The 19,472-nt window shown below is 35.7% G+C and carries 18 protein-coding genes; 13 read left to right on the forward strand and 5 right to left on the reverse strand.

The genetic code is table 11. From position 1 onward, the window contains the following. The first annotated feature begins 246 nt into the window (after positions 1-246). The 13 genes from B0A67_RS08080 to B0A67_RS08140 all read left to right on the forward strand — a co-directional run bounded on the left by B0A67_RS08080 (position 247) and on the right by B0A67_RS08140 (position 14,625). Positions 247-3,039, forward strand: coding sequence for a TonB-dependent receptor (locus B0A67_RS08080; RefSeq protein ID WP_072957082.1), 2,793 nt, complete (start codon positions 247-249; stop codon positions 3,037-3,039). Positions 3,040-3,114: 75 nt separating this feature from the next. Beyond that, positions 3,115-4,584: an SGNH/GDSL hydrolase family protein gene (locus tag B0A67_RS08085; protein ID WP_072957079.1), complete on the forward strand. Its 1,470-nt coding sequence runs from the start codon at positions 3,115-3,117 to the stop codon at positions 4,582-4,584. Between the two features lie 232 nt (positions 4,585-4,816). After that, positions 4,817-6,328 carry a F0F1 ATP synthase subunit beta gene (gene atpD, locus B0A67_RS08090; RefSeq protein WP_072957076.1) on the forward strand — a complete coding sequence of 504 codons (1,512 nt, stop codon included), beginning with the start codon at positions 4,817-4,819 and terminating at the stop codon, positions 6,326-6,328. Positions 6,329-6,419: 91 nt separating this feature from the next. Further along, the gene (locus B0A67_RS08095) at positions 6,420-6,701 is read left to right on the forward strand and encodes a F0F1 ATP synthase subunit epsilon (RefSeq protein WP_072957072.1); all 282 of its coding nucleotides are present in this window, start codon (positions 6,420-6,422) and stop codon (positions 6,699-6,701) included. Between the two features lie 201 nt (positions 6,702-6,902). Continuing rightward, a complete protein-coding gene (locus tag B0A67_RS08100) occupies positions 6,903-7,541 on the forward strand; it encodes an NAD(P)-dependent oxidoreductase (protein ID WP_072957931.1) in 639 nt (212 codons plus the stop codon). Positions 7,542-7,619: 78 nt separating this feature from the next. Further along, complete coding sequence (locus B0A67_RS08105; protein ID WP_072957068.1) at positions 7,620-8,756, forward strand: aminotransferase class I/II-fold pyridoxal phosphate-dependent enzyme; 1,137 nt, start codon at positions 7,620-7,622, stop codon at positions 8,754-8,756. A gap of 190 nt (positions 8,757-8,946) precedes the next feature. Continuing rightward, positions 8,947-9,126, forward strand: coding sequence for a hypothetical protein (locus B0A67_RS08110; protein WP_072957064.1), 180 nt, complete (start codon positions 8,947-8,949; stop codon positions 9,124-9,126). A 56-nt stretch (positions 9,127-9,182) separates the two neighbouring features. Further along, positions 9,183-10,046: a TraB/GumN family protein gene (locus B0A67_RS08115; RefSeq protein ID WP_072957928.1), complete on the forward strand. Its 864-nt coding sequence runs from the start codon at positions 9,183-9,185 to the stop codon at positions 10,044-10,046. 5 nt (positions 10,047-10,051) lie between these two features. Further along, a complete protein-coding gene (locus B0A67_RS08120; RefSeq protein WP_072957061.1) occupies positions 10,052-10,555 on the forward strand; it encodes an RNA polymerase sigma factor in 504 nt (167 codons plus the stop codon). Next, complete coding sequence (locus B0A67_RS08125; RefSeq protein WP_072957058.1) at positions 10,545-11,162, forward strand: hypothetical protein; 618 nt, start codon at positions 10,545-10,547, stop codon at positions 11,160-11,162. Before B0A67_RS08120 ends, B0A67_RS08125 begins: the two co-directional genes overlap by 11 nt. 168 nt (positions 11,163-11,330) lie before the next feature. Beyond that, the gene (bioD, locus tag B0A67_RS08130) at positions 11,331-11,948 is read left to right on the forward strand and encodes a dethiobiotin synthase (protein WP_072957055.1); all 618 of its coding nucleotides are present in this window, start codon (positions 11,331-11,333) and stop codon (positions 11,946-11,948) included. 99 nt (positions 11,949-12,047) lie between these two features. After that, positions 12,048-13,319, forward strand: coding sequence for an adenosylmethionine--8-amino-7-oxononanoate transaminase (gene bioA / locus B0A67_RS08135; protein WP_072957051.1), 1,272 nt, complete (start codon positions 12,048-12,050; stop codon positions 13,317-13,319). A gap of 139 nt (positions 13,320-13,458) precedes the next feature. Continuing rightward, positions 13,459-14,625 carry a beta-ketoacyl synthase N-terminal-like domain-containing protein gene (locus B0A67_RS08140; RefSeq protein WP_072957925.1) on the forward strand — a complete coding sequence of 389 codons (1,167 nt, stop codon included), beginning with the start codon at positions 13,459-13,461 and terminating at the stop codon, positions 14,623-14,625. Positions 14,626-14,635: 10 nt separating this feature from the next. Here the strand turns inward: B0A67_RS08140 and B0A67_RS08145 are convergent, their stop codons facing one another. The 5 genes from B0A67_RS08145 to B0A67_RS08165 form a co-directional block, all read right to left on the reverse strand. Next, positions 14,636-15,115, reverse strand: coding sequence for a regulatory protein RecX (locus tag B0A67_RS08145; protein ID WP_072957048.1), 480 nt, complete (start codon positions 15,113-15,115; stop codon positions 14,636-14,638). Positions 15,116-15,336: 221 nt separating this feature from the next. Continuing rightward, a complete protein-coding gene (locus tag B0A67_RS08150; RefSeq protein WP_072957044.1) occupies positions 15,337-16,203 on the reverse strand; it encodes a cupin-like domain-containing protein in 867 nt (288 codons plus the stop codon). Positions 16,204-16,283: 80 nt separating this feature from the next. Beyond that, a complete protein-coding gene (gene bioB / locus B0A67_RS08155) occupies positions 16,284-17,372 on the reverse strand; it encodes a biotin synthase BioB (RefSeq protein ID WP_072957041.1) in 1,089 nt (362 codons plus the stop codon). Between the two features lie 171 nt (positions 17,373-17,543). Then, positions 17,544-17,981, reverse strand: a complete 438-nt coding sequence (locus B0A67_RS08160; RefSeq protein WP_072957039.1) for a hypothetical protein — start codon at positions 17,979-17,981, stop codon at positions 17,544-17,546. 434 nt (positions 17,982-18,415) lie between these two features. Then, positions 18,416-19,345, reverse strand: coding sequence for a bifunctional riboflavin kinase/FAD synthetase (locus B0A67_RS08165; protein ID WP_072957922.1), 930 nt, complete (start codon positions 19,343-19,345; stop codon positions 18,416-18,418). Positions 19,346-19,472: the final 127 nt, after the last annotated feature.

A 19,472-nucleotide genomic window follows, 5' to 3' on the forward strand; every position in this document is an offset into this window, starting at 1 on the left:
TGCCAAATTTTTTTTCTTCCTGCTGTATTTTTATTAAATCCTCATTTTTTTTGCTATAATTTATATGTATGCATAGTATTTTGGTTTTTGGGACTTGTTCTTTGATTTTAATTTAAGAAAACTAATTGATGAATAGTTAAAATTGTAACGAATTTTATATAGAATATTTATTTTTTTTAACATTTTTTTATTAATATCAAAATTATTTGTATTTTGGCTATATTAACTAACCAAAAACAAACCTAAATGAGAGTATATCTACTAATTATGTTGTGTTTCAGCGGGATAGCCTTCGCTCAGAATACAATTACTGGTTCTGTTACTGATAGTAACAAACAATCTATTCCTGGTGCTAACATTAGTGTTGTAGGAGATCGAAGCGGTACTTCAACCGACTTTGATGGTACATTTAAGTTGACAACCCCGGTTAAATTACCTTTTACTATTAAGGTATCGGCAGTGGGATTTGAAGCTAAGACTTTTGCTATTACTTCAGCCAGTCAAAAAGTAAATGCGGTATTAAAAGACGAAGAAACCAAGTTGAATGAAATCGTTGTTTCGGCATCAAGAACTCCGGAAAGGGTAATTGAATCGCCTGTTACTATAGAAAGAATGGGGATTCAGGAAATTAAAAATACCACTGCACCCACTTTCTATGATGGTTTAGAAAATTTGAAAGAGGTCAATTTTAATACCAGCAGTATTTCATTCAAATCGATAAATACACGTGGTTTTGCTTCTGTGGCCAATACGCGTTTTATGCAGTTGGTTGACGGAATGGATAATTCTTCTCCGGCATTAAACTTTGTGTTAGGAAATTTAATTGGGATTTCTGATTTAGATGTAGCAAGTGTAGAGCTTTTGCCGGGCGCTTCGTCTGCGTTATATGGTGCAAATGCCTTTAATGGTATTTTGTTTATGAATAGTAAAAGTCCTTTTGTTGATGAAGGTATTAGTGTTTATTATAAATACGGGCAAACTACTCAAAAAGCAGCCGGAACTAATGATTATAATGATTTTGGAATAAGAGCTGCAAAAGCTTTTACAAAACGTTTTGCGCTTAAGGCTAACTTTACTTATATGGAAGCAACAGAATGGATTGCTGCCGATACAAGAAGTATGACCGGAGGTTCTGTTGGGCACGCGAACAATCAAAATTATGATGGATTGAATATTTATGGGGATGAGATCACTACTTTTATTCCAAATGTTGGTCAGGTGAGCAGAACGGGATATCGTGAGCAGGATTTGACAGATAATAAAGTGAAAAACGTAAAAGCAGATTTTTCTGCTCATATCAAACCTTTTAAGGATGATACAGAAGTGATCCTACAATATAAAATAGGTTTAGGAAGTACGATTTATCAGGGAGCCAACAGGTATTCTTTGAAAGATTTCATGATGCAGCAAGGAAAAATTGAAGTAAAAGGAAAAAACTTTTTTGCCAGAGTCTATGCTACTGATGAAGATGCCGGAAATTCTTATGATATGAGATTCGCAGGCTGGAACGTAAACAGAGCTGCAAAATCTGATCAGGAGTGGTTTACCAATTATGCTACGGCATATCAATTATCTGGGGCTGTTATGGGAACAAATGCAAATGAATCTGCGGCAATCGCAAGAAACTTTGCGGATTATAATATACTTCCTGCGCCAATTTCTTTTATTCCTGCGCCAAAAGGTTCAGCGAGATTTGAGCCGGGTTCAGCTCAGTTTAATAGTGCACTTGCGACAGTTACTTCAAATCCTGATTTGACACAGGGAGCAAAATTTATTGATCATTCAAAATTGTATCACTCTGATGTGAATTACAATTTCAGGGATATGATTAAGTGGGCAGAAATCCAGGTTGGTGGTTCTTGGAGACAATATATAATGGATTCTGAAGGAACTATTTTTACTGATTATGATGGTCCTATTAGTTATAGAGAATATGGTGCTTACGGGCAATTGACTAAAAAGTTTATGGACGACAGATTAAAATTTACAGGATCTTTACGTTATGATAAAAGCCAGAATTTTGATGGTAATATCTCGCCAAGAGTTTCATTTGTGTATTCAGCAGGAGAATCAAAAAGACATAATTTCAGATTGTCTTATCAGACAGGATTTCGTAATCCAACAACACAAGATCAGTATATAGGTTTAGATTTAGGGCCATTTGCTTTAATAGGTTCTGCTCCTGACAATTTAGATCGTTTTCAGGAAACTGTAAATGTAAGTGCTGCGGGACAAGCGATAGCAGGTCAGCCGGCAACAATAGGAATGTCTGGTCAAAATGCGTATCACAATGCTTACACGGTAGCTTCAGTTCAGGCGTTTGGTGCTTCTGCAAATCCGGGAGATCTTAAGATAGCTAATATTGGGTTGGTAAAACCGGAGCAGGTTCATGCTTTTGAGGTTGGATATCGTTCAGTGGTTCAGAATGATCTGTCAGTAGATTTGAATGCTTATTATAATATTTATAATGATTTCATGAATACAGCGAGAGTAATATCTCCGTATTACGGAACAGTAGGAACAGATTCTTCAAATCCTGCGGTGCAACAAACGTATCAGGCTTTGGCATTTGGTGACAGAAGAGTGTATCAGGTTTATACCAATACTACAGCTCAGGTTTCTTCATTAGGTTTTGGGGTTGGTTTGTCTAAAAAAGTATACAAAGATTTTGAATTAGGTGTAAATTATAACTACGCTCAATTTGATTTTAACCAGGCAGATGATCCAAGTTTTATAGCAGGTTTTAATACGCCAAAACACAGAATTAAAGCCTCACTTGGAAATGCTAAAGTCGTTAAAAATTTAGGATTTAATGTGAATGTAAGATGGAATACCGAGTACTTATGGCAATCATCTTTTGGAGACGGAATAGTTCCGGAAAATACAGTTCTTGATGCTCAGATTAATTATGCTTTTACAAAATTAAAATCAGTTATTAAAGTAGGGGCAACAAATCTTTTCGGGTCAGATTATATTCAGGTAATCGGAGCAGGATCTATCGGTCAGCAATGGTTTGTTTCCTGGACAATTAATCCGTAATTATAAAAGTAGCGAGATGAAGCAGGTTTCTTTCTTTATAATGAGAAAGAGGTAATAATTTTAAACTTAAATAACATGATAAAAAATATAAAATGGCTGTTGTTGGTTTCTTTAACCTTTATGGCGTGTAATAATGACGATAGCAGTGATACTCCGGCAGAAGTGCCTGTTGTTCCGGGGTCAGCGGTTTTTACTAAATATATAGCCCTTGGAGATTCTTTTGCCGCGGGTTACAGTGATAATGCCCTTTTTAAAAAGGGACAGGAAGGTGCGTATACTAATATTCTGGCGCAACAGTTTGTGGCTGCCGGAGGAGGAGCTTTTACAACTCCATTTATGAATGATAATCTGGGAGGGTTGTTGTTGGGAGGGAATGTTATAGCTGCAACTCGTTTGTATTTTAATGGTCAGGCTCCGGTTAATGTAGCGGGTAAGCCAACAACAGAGGTAACGACGCGTCTTACAGGTGTGTTCAGTAATTTAGGTGTTCCTGGTGCTAAAAGTTTTCATTTGATAGCGCCTGGGTATGGAAATGTTGCGGGAGTTGCAAGCGGTGCTGCGAATCCATATTTTGCTCGTTTTGCCAGTTCGCCTTCAACTACAATTTTGGCAGATGGAGTAGCGCAGGCTCCAACTTTCTTCTCCTTGTTTATTGGGGGAAATGATGTATTGGCCTATGCAACTTCAGGAGGAATTGGAAAAGATCAGACGGGAAATATGAATCCGGCTACTTATGGAAGTAATGATATTACAGATCCAACTGTTTTTAAAAATGTTTATTCAGGCTTAGTTACAGCTTTAACTGCAAACGGAGCAAAAGGAATAGTAGCTAATTTGCCTTATATTACTACTCTGCCTTATTTCACTACCGTTCCTTATAATCCGGCTCCGCTTACGGCTGCTTTGGCAACTCAATTAAATGCGGGTTACGCTGTTTATAATGGTGGTTTGAAACAAATGGTTGCAAATAAATTATTAACCCAGGATGAAGCGACCAGAAGAACAGTCAATTTTGTGGCGGGAAATAATGCAGTGGTTGTTGTGGATAGTTATCTTACAAATCTTTCAGCATACGGGCTTCCATCGTATAGACAGGCAACGAAAGAAGATTTAGTAATCTTGTCAGCCAGAACATTTATAGGAACAACCGTTGGTGGTGATGCAACAAAAGTAAACGGGCTTTCGGTGCCATTGGCTGATAATTGGGTGTTGACAAAGGATGAAATTGCCGAAGTAAAAAAAGCGACAGATGCTTATAATGTAGCGATTCAGTCGATCGCAACTGAAAAAGGTTTGGCTTTTGTTGATACAAAAGCTGTCATGACACAGCTGTCAAGTGGTGGTTATAGATTTGGAAACTTTACGATGTCATCTACTTATGTAACCGGAGGTGCTTTTTCTTTAGACGGAGTACATCCAAGTGCAAGAGGGTATGGTTTAATTGCAAATATATTTATAGATGCCATAAATGCAAAATATGGTTCAACGTTACGTCATGTCGATTTGGGTCTATATCCAATTCAATATCCGGCAACGATACAATAATGCCAATTTTTTTAGTACGAAAGTCACTCATTTCTAAAATGTAGTGGCTTTTTTTCTTTAATTAAAAAATGCTATTTTCTGTATTTGAAGCCTGAGTTTTAGGAATCAAACAAAATCGTAGTATTTTTTATAAAAAAAATATTGATTTTATATTTTAAAAAATTATCTTTGCGCTCTGAAAAAAGAGGTATTTTCGATAAACCTAAATAGCTATTTAATAAATACATAAGTAATGTCAAAAGTAATAGGAAAAGTTGCTCAAATCATTGGACCAGTAGTTGACGTAGTTTTCAACGGTAAGGATGTTGAACTTCCAAAAATTTATGATTCACTAGAAATCACTAAAAAAGACGGAACATTATTAGTTCTAGAAGTACAATCTCACATTGGAGAAAACACAGTTCGTACCATTTCTATGGACTCTACAGACGGTTTGTCAAGAGGATATGAAGTAGTTGGAACAGGAAATCCAATCCAAATGCCAATCGGTCCGGATGTATACGGAAGATTATTTAATGTAATTGGAGATGCAATTGATGGTTTAGGAAACTTGCCAAAAACAGGAGAAAACGGTTTGTCTATTCACAGACAAGCTCCTAGATTTGAAGATCTGTCTACTTCATCAGAAGTTTTATTTACAGGTATCAAAGTAATCGATTTGATCGAGCCTTACTCAAAAGGGGGTAAAATTGGATTGTTCGGTGGTGCAGGTGTTGGTAAAACGGTATTGATTCAGGAGTTGATCAACAATATCGCAAAAGGACACGGTGGACTTTCAGTATTCGCAGGAGTAGGAGAAAGAACACGTGAAGGAAATGACTTGCTTCGTGAGATGCTTGAGTCAGGAATTATTAAATATGGTGATGATTTCATGCACTCTATGGAAAATGGAGGATGGGATTTATCTAAAGTAGATATGCCAGGAATGAGAGAGTCTAAAGCTACTTTCGTTTTCGGACAAATGAATGAACCTCCTGGAGCTCGTGCACGTGTAGCACTTTCAGGATTATCTATCGCTGAGTATTTCCGTGATGGAGCTGGAACTGATCAGGGTAAAGACGTGTTGTTTTTCGTTGATAACATCTTCCGTTTTACACAAGCAGGTTCTGAGGTATCAGCACTTTTAGGACGTATGCCTTCTGCAGTAGGATACCAACCAACTTTGGCAACAGAGATGGGAGCGATGCAAGAGCGTATTACATCTACAAACAAAGGATCTATTACATCTGTACAGGCGGTTTACGTTCCTGCGGATGATTTAACTGACCCGGCGCCGGCAACAACGTTTGCTCACTTAGATGCTACAACAGTATTGTCTCGTAAAATTGCTGAGCTAGGTATTTATCCGGCGGTTGACCCGTTAGATTCTACTTCAAGAATTTTGACTCCTCAAATCTTAGGAAATGAGCATTATGACTGTGCACAAAGAGTAAAAGAAATTCTTCAAAAATACAAACAATTGCAAGATATTATTGCGATCCTTGGTATGGAAGAATTATCTGAAGAAGATAAATTATCAGTATCAAGAGCACGTCGTGTTCAACGTTTCTTGTCTCAACCTTTCCACGTAGCGGAGCAATTTACAGGTATTCCTGGAGTTTTGGTTGATATTAAAGATACTATCAAAGGATTCAACATGATTATCGACGGTGAATTAGATCATCTTCCTGAAGCAGCTTTCAACTTGAAAGGTTCTATTCAGGATGCTATCGAAGCTGGAGAAAAAATGTTAGCTGAAGCTTAATATAGTTTTAAGTTATGAGTTATGAGTTATGAGTTTAGCAAAGCTTTACCGAACTTATAACTCATGACTCATAACTCATAACTCAAAAATTATGATTTTAGAAATAGTATCACCAGAAGCTAAAATATTTTCAGGAGAAGTAACAGCAGTTACATTACCTGGAGTTGACGGAAGCTTTCAAATATTGAATCATCATGCTCCTATTGTTTCTATTCTAGAAAAAGGAACGATTAAAATTGCAGCGCCAAGTTTCAATTTTTCTAAAGATGTAGCGAGTAAATTCACAAAAGTAAATGACCAGACCTATACATTAGAGATCACGTCAGGTACTATCGAAATGAAAGACAATAAAATTATTGTTCTAGTTGACTAAGACAATTTTAAGATAAAGTATAAAGCCATTCGCCTCAGCGAATGGCTTTTTTTATTGCCATAAATGGTCTACTTTTGAACTATTCTAATCTCTTTATAAAATATAGATTGTTGTATAAAAGCTCAGTAAGCTTTTATTAGTAAGCTTCGTCAATTTGATGAAGCATAAATAACTATGTCAAATTTTTATAAAGAATATATTATGAATACTATAAATAAGGTTGCCGTTTTAGGCGGTGGCGGAAGAACTGGAAACTATCTTGTAAGCCAGTTACTGCAAGAAGGATTTAGCGTAAAACTTTTGCTGAGAAATCCTGAAAAACTGACCATTCAAAATTCTAGAATCGAAATTATCCAAGGCGATGCCCTTGATTTAGAAACCATACAGTTGGTACTCAAAGATTGTCAGGCTGTCATTAGTACAATCGGACAACGACAAGGTGAGCCTCTCGTGGCCAGTGCAGCAACAAGAAATATTTTGAAAGTAATGAAAGAGTACGAAATCGATCGTTATGTATTATTGACGGGATTAAACATCGATACTCCATTTGATAAAAAAAGTGCTAAAACGACAGCTGCTACAGCTTGGATGAAAACCAATTTTCCGATAATTCAGGAAGACCGACAAAAAGCTTATGATTTTTTGGTTGAAAGCAATATAAATTGGACTCAGGTTCGGGTTCCGTTTATTGAATTCAATGATATAAGTTCTGAGGTTTCAGTCAGTTTAGAAGATTGCCTTGGAGATAAAATCAGTGCAATTGACATCGCAAAATTCATGATTCAGGAAATGACAGCATCCGGATTCAGCAGACAATCGCCTTTTATAAGTGCGATTTAAATAGTAAGTTACAAACAGCGGGCATGTGAAACCCGCTGTTTTATTTAATATCAACTTCAATTTCATAACTTTGCTGTTATGAAATTACCGGAAAATCTAATTCAGAAGCTCGAAAATCGCAAGCAGAATAATTCGCTTAGAAAACTGCCTGTGTTCAATAATTTAGTTGATTTTTCTTCTAATGATTATATTGGCTTTTCGAAATCAGAATCAATATTTAAGCTGACCCATGCTTATTTACTGGAAAATGAAATTTTTGAAAACGGAGCGACAGGTTCACGCTTAATTTCCGGTAACCATTCCTTGTATCAGATAGCAGAAGCATTTATTGCAGAGTTTCATGACGCTGAATCGGCTTTAATCTTTAATTCGGGTTACGATGCCAATGTTGGTTTTTTTAGTGCTGTACCGCAGCGAAATGATGTTATTTTGTACGACGAGTTAAGTCACGCTTCTATTCGCGACGGAATTGTCATGTCCAATGCTAAATCGTACAAATTCAATCACAATGATTTCGAGGATTTAGAGCGCCTCATTCACAAATTCCCTGATACAAATATCTACATTGTTACAGAAACAGTTTTCTCTATGGATGGCGATAGTCCAAACTTAGAGGAACTTGCAGATCTTTCTGAAAAATACAATTGTCTTTTAGTGGTTGACGAAGCGCATACTTTGGGTGTTTTTGGAGAAAAAGGCGAAGGATTAATACAATATCTACAATTGCATCACAGGATCTTTGCCCGAATCATGACTTTTGGAAAAGGCCTGGGTTGTCACGGTGCAGTGATTCTGGGAAGTACAGGTCTTAAAGAATATTTGGTAAACTTCGCCCGAAGTTTCATTTATACAACCGGATTGTCCCCACATTCTGTTGCTACAATTTTGGTCGCTTACCAGCAATTAGAGATTGAAAAACAAACAATCGAAAAATTACGTCACAACATCGTATTATTCAATCAGCAAAAGAACCTGTTAGGTTTAAAACCAATGTTTGTTCGAAGTAAATCCGCAATACAATCTGCAATCGTACCCGGGAATGAAAACGCAAAACGACTGGCCCAACAATTACAGGACAAAGGTTTTGATGTAAAACCAATTCTTTCGCCAACCGTTCCCGAAGGACAGGAACGTTTGCGTTTTTGCATTCACAGTTACAACTCTGAAGAAGAAATTAATCAAATCTTAGAATTGCTTAGAGATTTTATCTTTTAAATTTTAATGTTGTCAGGCTGAGCGGAGTCGAAGCCCATTCCAATTAGCAAGCCTTCGACTTCGCTCAGGGTGACACTTTCTTATGCTGTGATGTCTTGTTTTGTATAGTTTTTTTAAATATTTTACTTTTTTTTGTAACGTTTTGAATGTTTGATTACTTACGAGTCGTAATCAAAAAAATAAAACCATTATGAAATTAAAATCAAATTCGTCAAAAAAAAATATTTTCAGTGTTGTCCTTTTTGCTTCAATAGGATTCCTGTTAGGATTAGTAAGTTACTTTTTAATAAAAATCCTAAGCATCATTTTAACAGTCTTATTAGTTGTGGCGATAGCAGCTTGGTGGAACAGAAATGAAAACAATAAATAGTGAAAAAGGAGTTTTCAATCGTCAACAAATCACAAAATAAAAATCAATCAATCAAAATGAAAAATTTATTTACATCAGCAGTAACTGCAATCGCAATTCTTTTTGCGGTATCAATTCAGGCACAGACAAAAGCGCCAAAATTAGAAAACTCCCTTTTATGGGAAGTATCAGGAAACGGATTAGTAAAACCTTCTTATTTGTATGGAACAATTCATATGATTTGTTCTGGAGATTATTTTCTTTCTGAAAAAACAAAAAAAGCATTTGACAAATCCGATAAATTAGTATTAGAAATCAACTTTTCTGATCCAAAAGAGATGTCTGAAATGCAGCAAATGGCGATGGGTAAAGAACCTTTAAGTAAAAAATTAAATCTGGAGGAATTGTCTAAATTAGATGCGATTCTGAAAAAATCAGCAGGTATGACTATAAAGCAAGTTGATGCTTTTAGTTTGATGACTGTGATGAGTTTGATTTCGATGAAAAGCTTTGGTTGCGATGACTTGAGATTTTATGAAATGAATTTTATCGAAAGTGCTAAGAAACAAAACTTGCCGGTTGTTGGTTTAGAAACTGTAAAGTCTCAGTTTAAATCATTTGAAGATGCTTATTCTGATGCTGAAATGATTGCTATGTTAGAAGAGTCTGATGTTGAAGAGACAAAGAAGTTGGTTGAAGATTATAAGCAGGAAAATTTAGAAGGTTTATTTGAAAAATCAACTGCAGAAAATATAATGAATGCCAAGGCTAAAAAATATATGCTTGATGAAAGAAATGGAAATTGGGTAAAACTTTTGCCTGAAATGATGAAAAATGAAAGTGTATTCGTGGCAGTTGGAGCTGCACACCTCGCGGGTAATGACGGAGTAATTAATTTATTGAGAAAAGCAGGATATAAAGTAAAACCGGTAACGAAATAATCGTTTTGAAAAAGAAAGAGCAAGAATTTTTAAACAGGATCGAAAGCCATAAAGGAATACTGTACAAGGTTTCTAAAATGTATATGGATAATCATGATGATCAGCAAGATCTCTTTCAGGAGATTGTTTGTCAGCTTTGGAAATCGTATGATTCTTTTAGAAACGAAAGTCAGTTTTCGACCTGGATGTATCGTGTTGCCGTAAATACAGCTATCGTTTTCCTGAAGAAGGAAAAGCGGAAAGTTGATAAATATGAAATCGCTTCAGAAAACATTAAAGAAGATGAAGGCGATTCGCATATAAAGGAAAGTCAGATCGATCATTTTTATAAAGCGGTTCAAAAACTCGAAAAAATTGATAAAGCGATTATTTTCTATCAGTTAGAAGGGTTTTCCCATAGAGAAATTGGAGAGAATCTGGGAATTTCAGAAGGAAATGCCAGGGTAAAATTAAACAGGGCAAAAGACAAATTAAAAGAAATAATTAAAAATCAAGGATATGGATTTTAACGATATACAAAACGCATGGAATAACGAAAAGACAGAGAATGTTGTTCTTCCGGATAATTTAGAAAAAATACAATCGGCAAATATGCCTTTGGACAAAATTAGGAAAAATTTGCGCACAGAACTTTTAGGACAAATTTTTGTTTTGTTTGTTATAGGTCTTTTGCCATTTCATAGTGAATTTCCGTCAAAATTTGTAGGCCCTTACTATTTTATATATGGAATAATAGTGGCGATAAGTATTTACTATTTAGCAAAGCTTTTTCTGTTTTATAAAAGACTGGATAAAGTAGCATTAACAACCAAAGACAGTTTGTACGAAACCTATTACGATATTAGGCTTAACATGCAGCTTTACAAAACTTTTACGTTTGCACTGGCTCCTTTTTTGATGATTTATCTGGCTGTCTATTTGTTTTTTAGAACTCCTGACTCAATCGAAATTTTGAATGGGAATTTTGAAAATGGAAAATTAGTCTTAAAAGTGGTAGTTTTTATGATAACAATATTGCTTGTTGGTGTTTTGACAGAGTGGTGGGTGAGTTTTTATTATGGAAAATATGCAAAAGAAATCAAGAAAGTAATTGACGAACTTAAAGAAGAAAAATAAAAAACAACAAACCCATCGTAATGGATGGGTTTTGTTTTTTAGGTATTTTTGCCAAAGTCATTACACAGAGATACACAAAGAAAAAACACAAAGTGACACAAAGCAAAAAAGCCTTTTTGGCGAATCTTTGCGTTTTTTCTTTGTAAATCTTTGTGAAACAAACAAGCTATGAAAATATTTGTAACAGGAATTTCAACTGATGTAGGTAAAACAATTGCCTCTTCTATTATTGTTGAATCCTTAGAAGCGGATTATTGGAAACCGATTCAGGCAGGAGATTTAGACAATTCTGACAGTCATAAAATCAAATCTAAAATCTCCAATCTAAAATCTAAAATTTTTGAAAATAGTTATAAATTAAATACACCGGCAAGTCCTCATTTGGCTGCTGAAATTGACGGGATCAAAATTGATTTAAAGCAAATCAAAGAACCCGAAACTAAAAATCATTTGGTTATTGAAGGAGCCGGAGGGATTTTTGTTCCGTTGAATGATAAAGACTTAATTATAGATTTAATTCAGCCCGATTATAAAATAATTGTAGTTTCAAGACATTATCTGGGAAGTATCAATCATACTTTATTGACGGTAGAAGCAATCAGGAATCATGGTTTCGAAGTTGCAGGAATTATCTTCAGCGGAAGCGAAAACAAAGCAACCGAAAGCATGATTCTCAATAAAACCGGAATAAAATGTATCGGAAGAATTGATGAAGAACCTTATTTCGATCAAAATGTTATTAAGGAATATGCCGATTTGTTTAGAGATAACTTACTTAATTTGTAGAGTAAAGAATATAGAACAAAGAAAATAGACTTTCCTATCTTTGTCAAAATTATAGTAGTCGAGTCTTTTTTCTATACGCTATGCTCTATTTTATATACTATGACTTTAACAGAAAAAGACAGCCAATACCTTTGGCATCCTTATACACAACATAAAACGGCACAAGCTGCAATTGCGATTTCCAGAGGCGAAGGCGCTTTGCTTTGGGATGAAAACGACAAAGAATATATTGATGCCATTGCTTCTTGGTGGGTAAACCCATTTGGCCATAGCAATAAATTTATTGCCGATGCGATTTACAAACAGTTGACCACTTTAGAGCATGTTTTATTTGGAGGTTTTACACACGAACCAGCGATAAAAGTAGCTGAAAGGCTAATTGAAATTCTGCCTAAAAACCAACAGAAAATCTTCTTTTCTGATAACGGATCAACCGCGGTTGAAGTAGCAATAAAAGTGGCGCTGCAGTATTTTTTTAATAAAAATGAAAAACGTACTACGATAATCGCATTCGAAAATGCATTTCATGGAGATACTTTTGCGGCAATGGCAGCAAGCGGAATCTCTTTTTATACGCAGGCTTTTCAGGGAATGTTTATAGATGTTGTTCGAATTCCGGTTCCGGTAAAAGGAAAAGAACAGGAAAGTTTTGATGCGCTTCAAAATGTAATTCAGAATTATAATTGTGCGGGTTTTATTTTCGAACCTTTGGTGCAGGGAGCTGCCGGAATGGTCATGTACGAACCGGAAACATTAGCAAAACTGATACAGATTTGTAAAGAGAACAGCGTATTAACTATTGCTGATGAAGTAATGACGGGTTTTGGAAAAACGGGAAAAACCTTTGCAATGGATTATGTTACTGAAGAACCGGACATGATTTGTCTTTCTAAAGCGTTAACCGGAGGAACAATCCCGATGGCAATCACAACTTTTACTCAGGAAGTTTTTGATGCCTTTTATGATGATGATATTAATAAAGCGCTTTTTCACGGACACACTTTTACGGCGAATCCAACGGGTTGCGCGGCAGCTTTAGCCAGTATGGATTTACTGCAGACGGATGAAATGCAGGATAACATCAAAAGAATCAACGCCAGCCATTTAGTGTTTCAGAAGAAAATAGAGAACCACCCAAAAGTGACAACAGCCAGAACATTAGGTATCATTTTTGCGGTTGAAATAAAATCAGATTCAGCGGAAAGTTATTACGGTTCGATGCGAACGAAACTCTATAATTTCTTTATCGATAAAGGTGTTATTTTGCGTCCGGTTGGGAATATTGTTTATATTCTTCCTCCGTATATTATGACTGATGAACAACTTGAAAAAGTGTATGCTATTATTGAAGAAGCTATAGAAATGGTATAATTTGCCACGGATTTAAATAGATTAAACGGATTTTCGCTGTTCTAATTTAAAATAATCTTTGTAAATCAGTTTAATCTGTGTCATCCGCGTGCCATCTTTCATAAAACTTCGCGAACTTTGCGATAAAAAAACGCCAAAATTGAATACTAAAATCGCCATAACAGCCTTTTCTTCGATTTCTTCGTTAGGAAATAACGCTGAAGTAATCTGGGAAAGATACCTCGACAATCAACATTGTTTTTCGAAACAATTCTTAGATCAGCAGGAAACATCAGTAGCTGCACTTGATGCCGAATCGAAAGAGATTGTTGTGCAAATACGGGAATCAGATAGTAAATACAAGTTTTTAGATGATTCGGTTTTATTTGCCATAGCAGCTTCGCGAAAGGCGGTTGAACAGGCAGGATGGAATTCGGATGCTGTTTTCGGAATCAATATTGGGTCTTCACGTGGCGCAACGGATTTATTCGAAAAACATTACAAAGAATATCTTGATACGGGTAAAGCTCAGACTTTGGCCTCGCCAACGACTACTTTAGGAAACATATCTTCGTGGATTGCCCATGATTTGCAAAGTACGGGGCCTGAAATTTCGCATTCAATAACCTGTTCAACAGCGCTTCATGCATTGTTAAATGGTGTAGCATGGTTAAGATCAGGAATGGCAGATAAGTTTTTGGCAGGAGGAAGCGAAGCTCCTTTAACTGATTTTACAATTGCCCAGATGCGGGCTCTTAAAATATATTCCCGAATCAATCAGGAGGAAGACCCGTGGCCGAATCTGGCTTTTGATTTTGAGAAAAGTCAGAACACTATGATTCTGGGTGAAGGAGCTGCTGTTTGTTGTCTGGAATCCGGAGAGAAGGAAAATGCAATTGCTTACGTAACGGGTGTTGGGTATGCAACAGAGATTTTAGAGCATAATATTTCTATTTCTGCCGAAGCAACCTGTTTTCAGAAATCGATGAAAATGGCTTTGAAGGATGTTGCTTTAGAAACTGTTGATGCAATTGTTATGCATGCTCCCGGAACCATAAAAGGAGATATAACGGAATTACTGGCTATAGAAAAAGTTTTTGGGTCTCAATTGCCTTTGCTAACGACTAATAAATGGAAGGTTGGACATACATTTGGTGCATCCGGTATATTAAGTCTGGAATTGGCACTTTTAATGCTGCAACATGATACTTTTATTGGAGTTCCGTTTGGGATACAGCAAAATCAGACAAAATCGATAAAAAGAGTTCTCATCAATGCCGTTGGTTTTGGTGGTAATGCGGTAAGCGTTTTAATAGAGAGAGTCTAAATTCACTTTTTCAGGTTTCTAAATTCTTTTCTAATTGGGTTACTTTGTCGTAAACTAAAAAGCTTTCATATCCTCTTCGGAGCATATAATCACAGAATTTTTTTCGTTTTTTCAATGTGTTTTTTTCGTTTAGATTTCCCCAGCATCTTTCTGCAAGCTGTTCGAAAGTGGCTTCATATTCCTCGGCAGGGATTTCTTTTAAGGCAATCGTAATATTAGTCGAGGAAACCTGCTTCATTTTAAGCTCATTGGTAATTCTTATTCTGCCCCAATGTTTAATTCTATGTTTGCCTCTGGCAAAGCTGCAGGCAAAACGGGTTTCGTTTAAAAAGTTATTTTCAATAAGCTGAACAACAACGACATCAATTTCATCAGGAGACATTTTTAAACTGTATAGTTTCGAAACTACCTCACTGTGACAGCGTTCCTGATAGGCGCAAAAGTGCTCCAGTTTTAGGATGGCGTCTTTTATTGTGAAAATTGAATTCATGTTTTTCTTTTTTATGCTAATTGCTAAAAATAATCATTTTAATCTAGCGTATTGAACAAGTTTTTGAGTTAGAATTGTAACTGCGAGGTCATGTTTCTACAATTGGGATTTTCTTTGTATAATTCAAAAAACAAATTTAAATATAAATAGCACGAAGGTAAAATAAAAAAACAGCTGCAGTTCTATAAAACTGCAGCTGTTTTTTTTATTCAGGGTTATTTTTAAGCACTCTTTCTTAAGTTCTGATGTGTATTTTCGATCGCCTTTTCATTTTTATAATCAATCCATTTCTGGCCTTTAAATTTTCGCATCAAAATATCAAAATGACGCATAATGAAAACATTATAAACTGCTTTTGATAAATTGGTAATACTTTTAGGAAACGCGCGCAAACTCATCGAAAATCCCGGGGTTAAATATTTCATATAATGCCAATAACCTTCCGGCATATATAAAACCTCGCCGTGTTTTAGGTTGGTGATGTAGCCTTCAGCATTTTTAAGGGCAGGGAATTTTTCATAATCGGGATTGTCAAAATCAATGTCTTCCCTTGAAATTAATGCATGAGGGACTTTGTATAAGTATTTCGACTGATCCGGAGCAAAAAGCATACATTGTTTTTCGCCATGAAAATGAAAATGCAGAATATTCGAGTAATCGATATCATAATGCATAAAGACTTTTGAGTTTTCTCCGCCAAAAAACAACATAGGCATTTGTTTGACTAATCTTAAGCCAATTTCAGGCCATAAGAAGTCCTCTTTTAGCGTTGGCACCTCTTTCATTAAGTTGTAAAGAAAAATGCGGTAGTTAGTAGGTTGTGACTCTAATAAATCGATATAATCGCTCATTTTCATTTTGGTATGCGCTTCGTTAAAGCCATCTTCATGATTAACGGGTCTGTTATCGTATAAAGGAACGATAGTTTCGCCGGCGATTTCTTTGATATAGGACAATTTCCATTTCTGATAAGCAGGCCAATCTTCGGTGAGCTCTTCAATAACAACTGGAATTTGATTTTTTACATATTGGGAAATAAAATCGGCTTTTGAGATCTTTTTTACCCTTTCGATTTGTTTTAACTTCATCTCTTAAATAAAAAAATTGCTTATAACTCTGTGTCATAAGCAATTTAAAAATATTTCTCGAGATTTATTAACTCATTTAATTAATTTTTTGATTTGATCGAAGCTTCCATGTTTCGTTCAATCGTATGTCCGGGTCTTGACCATTTAGGTTTTTCGCCCAATGGAGCGAACTGAGAGTCAGCTGCTTCAACGGTTTGTGGCTGCGAAACTTTAACAAATGGTTTTTGAGGAATCAGTCCTAATAAGTCAAACATTTTCATGTCTTCCTGTACATCAGGATTTGGTGTTGTCAGCAATTTATCTCCGGCAAAAATAGAATTGGCACCGGCAAAAAAGCACATTGCCTGTCCTTCGCGGCTCATATTGGTCCTTCCTGCAGACAAGCGCACCTGTGTATCCGGCATTACAATTCTTGTGGTTGCTACCATACGAATCATTTCCCAGATTTCTACCGGCTTTTCTTCTTCCATCGGTGTTCCTTCAACAGCAACTAAAGCGTTAATAGGCACAGACTCCGGTTGCGGATTCAGAGTAGAAAGCGCTACGAGCATTCCGGCTCTGTCTTCGATGCTTTCGCCCATTCCGATAATTCCTCCGCTACAAACGGTAACATTGGTTTTACGAACGTTCTCGATAGTTTGCAGACGGTCTTCGAAACCACGGGTCGAAATGACATCTTTATAATATTCTTCAGAAGTATCTAAATTGTGGTTGTAAGCATATAAACCGGCTTCTGCCAGACGTTGTGCCTGGTTTTCAGTAATCATACCCAAAGTACAACAAACCTCCATGTCGAGTTTGTTGATGGTACGAACCATTTCCAGAACCTGATCAAACTCTTCGCCATCTTTTACGTTTCTCCAGGCAGCTCCCATGCAAACGCGGGATGATCCGCTGGATTTGGCACGTAAAGCCTGTGCTTTTACCTGACTAACACTCATTAAATCATTTCCTTCAACACCTGTATTATAGCGGGCAGCTTGCGGGCAATACCCACAATCTTCGGGGCAGCCCCCGGTTTTGATAGATAATAATGTAGATACCTGAACTACGTTCGGATCGTGTTTTTGCCTGTGTATCGTTGCTGCTTCATACAGCAGGTCCATCATAGGTTTATTGTATATCGCGATTATCTCGTCTTTTGTCCAGTCGTGTTTGGTAATGTTCATTGGTTTATTGTTTTTGGAGCTTCAAAAGTAATTAAATTGTTCTTATCAATGATGCCCACCGCTTTAAATGAATATTTTGCATGAAATTTCAAAAAAGAAGCATTCTAAAATCATATAATTGTAAAAAAATATGATTTTAGAATGCTTAAATGATTATTTTATTTTGAAATGTTAATCGGCTACATACTTATTGTTCCAATACAGCATCATCATTAATGTGACAATTACCGAAGAAGCGACTCCTTCAAATAACAAGCAAATACAGTAAGTTGGTACTGATGGATTTCCTCCAAACATAAAAGTTTCTGATAATGTTTTTACATAAGCATCACCACCTCTTGCATAACTGTACACCAGTAATCCGAAAACACTCATCGCCACACCAACCACAGAAGTTGCCATAGCAGAAACAGCATTAGATACAAAATTGGTTTCTCCTTCCTGAAGGTTCATTTTCATCGTTCTGTTTACGCCATAAAATATAAAAAAGACGTTAAGTGTACGCAAATAGAACAAATGGGCCAAACCTAATACGTTCATCAATAAAAAGTAAATTCCTATTCCAAGGAATATAAGGAAACCATTGGTTATTTCTTTAGGTAATTTCATAGTGGTTAATTTTAAAGAAGTTAATAGTAAATATTTGATAAACAGAGTTCTATATCAAATTTACTAAAAAAATAACTACGATGATTTAAAAATGGTAAAAAGTGTGATGAAATGAAACTGCAACAAGTTTTAAGGAAGTTGTTTATGGATTACAATGTATGAAAAGTCCAGTCAATATGGGACATTGTGTATGGTGAAATTAATTTTTCTGGCAATATTTAATTCCTGACGGAATATCTCGTAAAGTCATAAAGAGGTTAAGTTTGTTGACCAACTAATGTGATTTCTTTCTTAGGTCGAAATGACAAGATTGTGAAAAATTTGACCACCTATCTCGTAGAGATTATATTTTGGTAGAAAAGTTTGTTGAAGTTGATGTTTTGTCCTATCGGGACTACATATTATTACAATTACAGTCTGAACAAAAAAGCTTCTTAAAGCTGACTCACAAATGCCAAAGCATCTTTTTCGTCCTGATTTAATTGGGCTTTAAGCAAATCCAGTGAACCAAATTTTTGTTCTTCACGAAGATAATGCAATAGCGAAACTTCGATTTTTTGACCATAAATAGTAGCATCAAAATCAAATATATTGACTTCAATTGTTTGGTTTTGTCCGTTTACAGTTGGGTTGAAACCAATATTCATCATTCCGAAAAATTCCTGATCACCAATTAAAACTTTCACTACATAAACTCCAATTTTTGGAATTAATTTGTATTCTTCCTCAATTTTGATGTTTGCTGTAGGAAAACCAATTGTTCTGCCTAATTGTTTTCCTTTTACAACCTCGCCGGATAAAAAATATGCATAACCCAAATATTCATTGGCTAAAGTCATATTTCCTTCGTTCAAAGCTTTTCTGATTTTGGTTGAACTTACAGATACATCCTGGATTTCCTGTGCTGAGATTTGTTCGACTTCAAAACCATATTCAGCTCCAAAAGCGATTAAATCATCAATATTAGCCGTTCTGTTTCTTCCGAAACGATGGTCGTGGCCTATAATTATTTTTTGAATATGAAACTGATCCACTAAAATAGTACGCACAAATTCTTCGGCAGTCAATCGTGAAAAACTTTCGTTAAACGGATGAATGACAAGGTTCTCGATTCCTGTTGCTTCCAGAAGTTTTGTTTTTTCAGAAATAGTGTTCAAAAGTTTTATTTCTGATTTTTCCTGCAAAACCATTCTCGGGTGCGGAAAAAAAGTAAGTACTAGACTTTCGTATTTTCCATTTTCAGTATTTTGAGTAATTCTTTCCAGAATTTTTTTGTGACCAATATGTACGCCGTCAAAGGTACCAAGAGTTAAAATCGTCTTCTTGGTAGACTGAAAATCGTTTATAGAATGAAAGAGCTTCAAAACAAATAATTTAAGATGGTGCAAATTTATACTATCTATTTCAAATTTAATGCTAAGCTCAATTGATTTTTGATGACAATCTATTTCTTTTTGTAAAAAAAGATCAAGTCGTCTTCTAAAAATCATT

The organism is Flavobacterium aquidurense, assembly GCF_002217195.1.
GTDB lineage: Bacteria > Bacteroidota > Bacteroidia > Flavobacteriales > Flavobacteriaceae > Flavobacterium > Flavobacterium frigidimaris.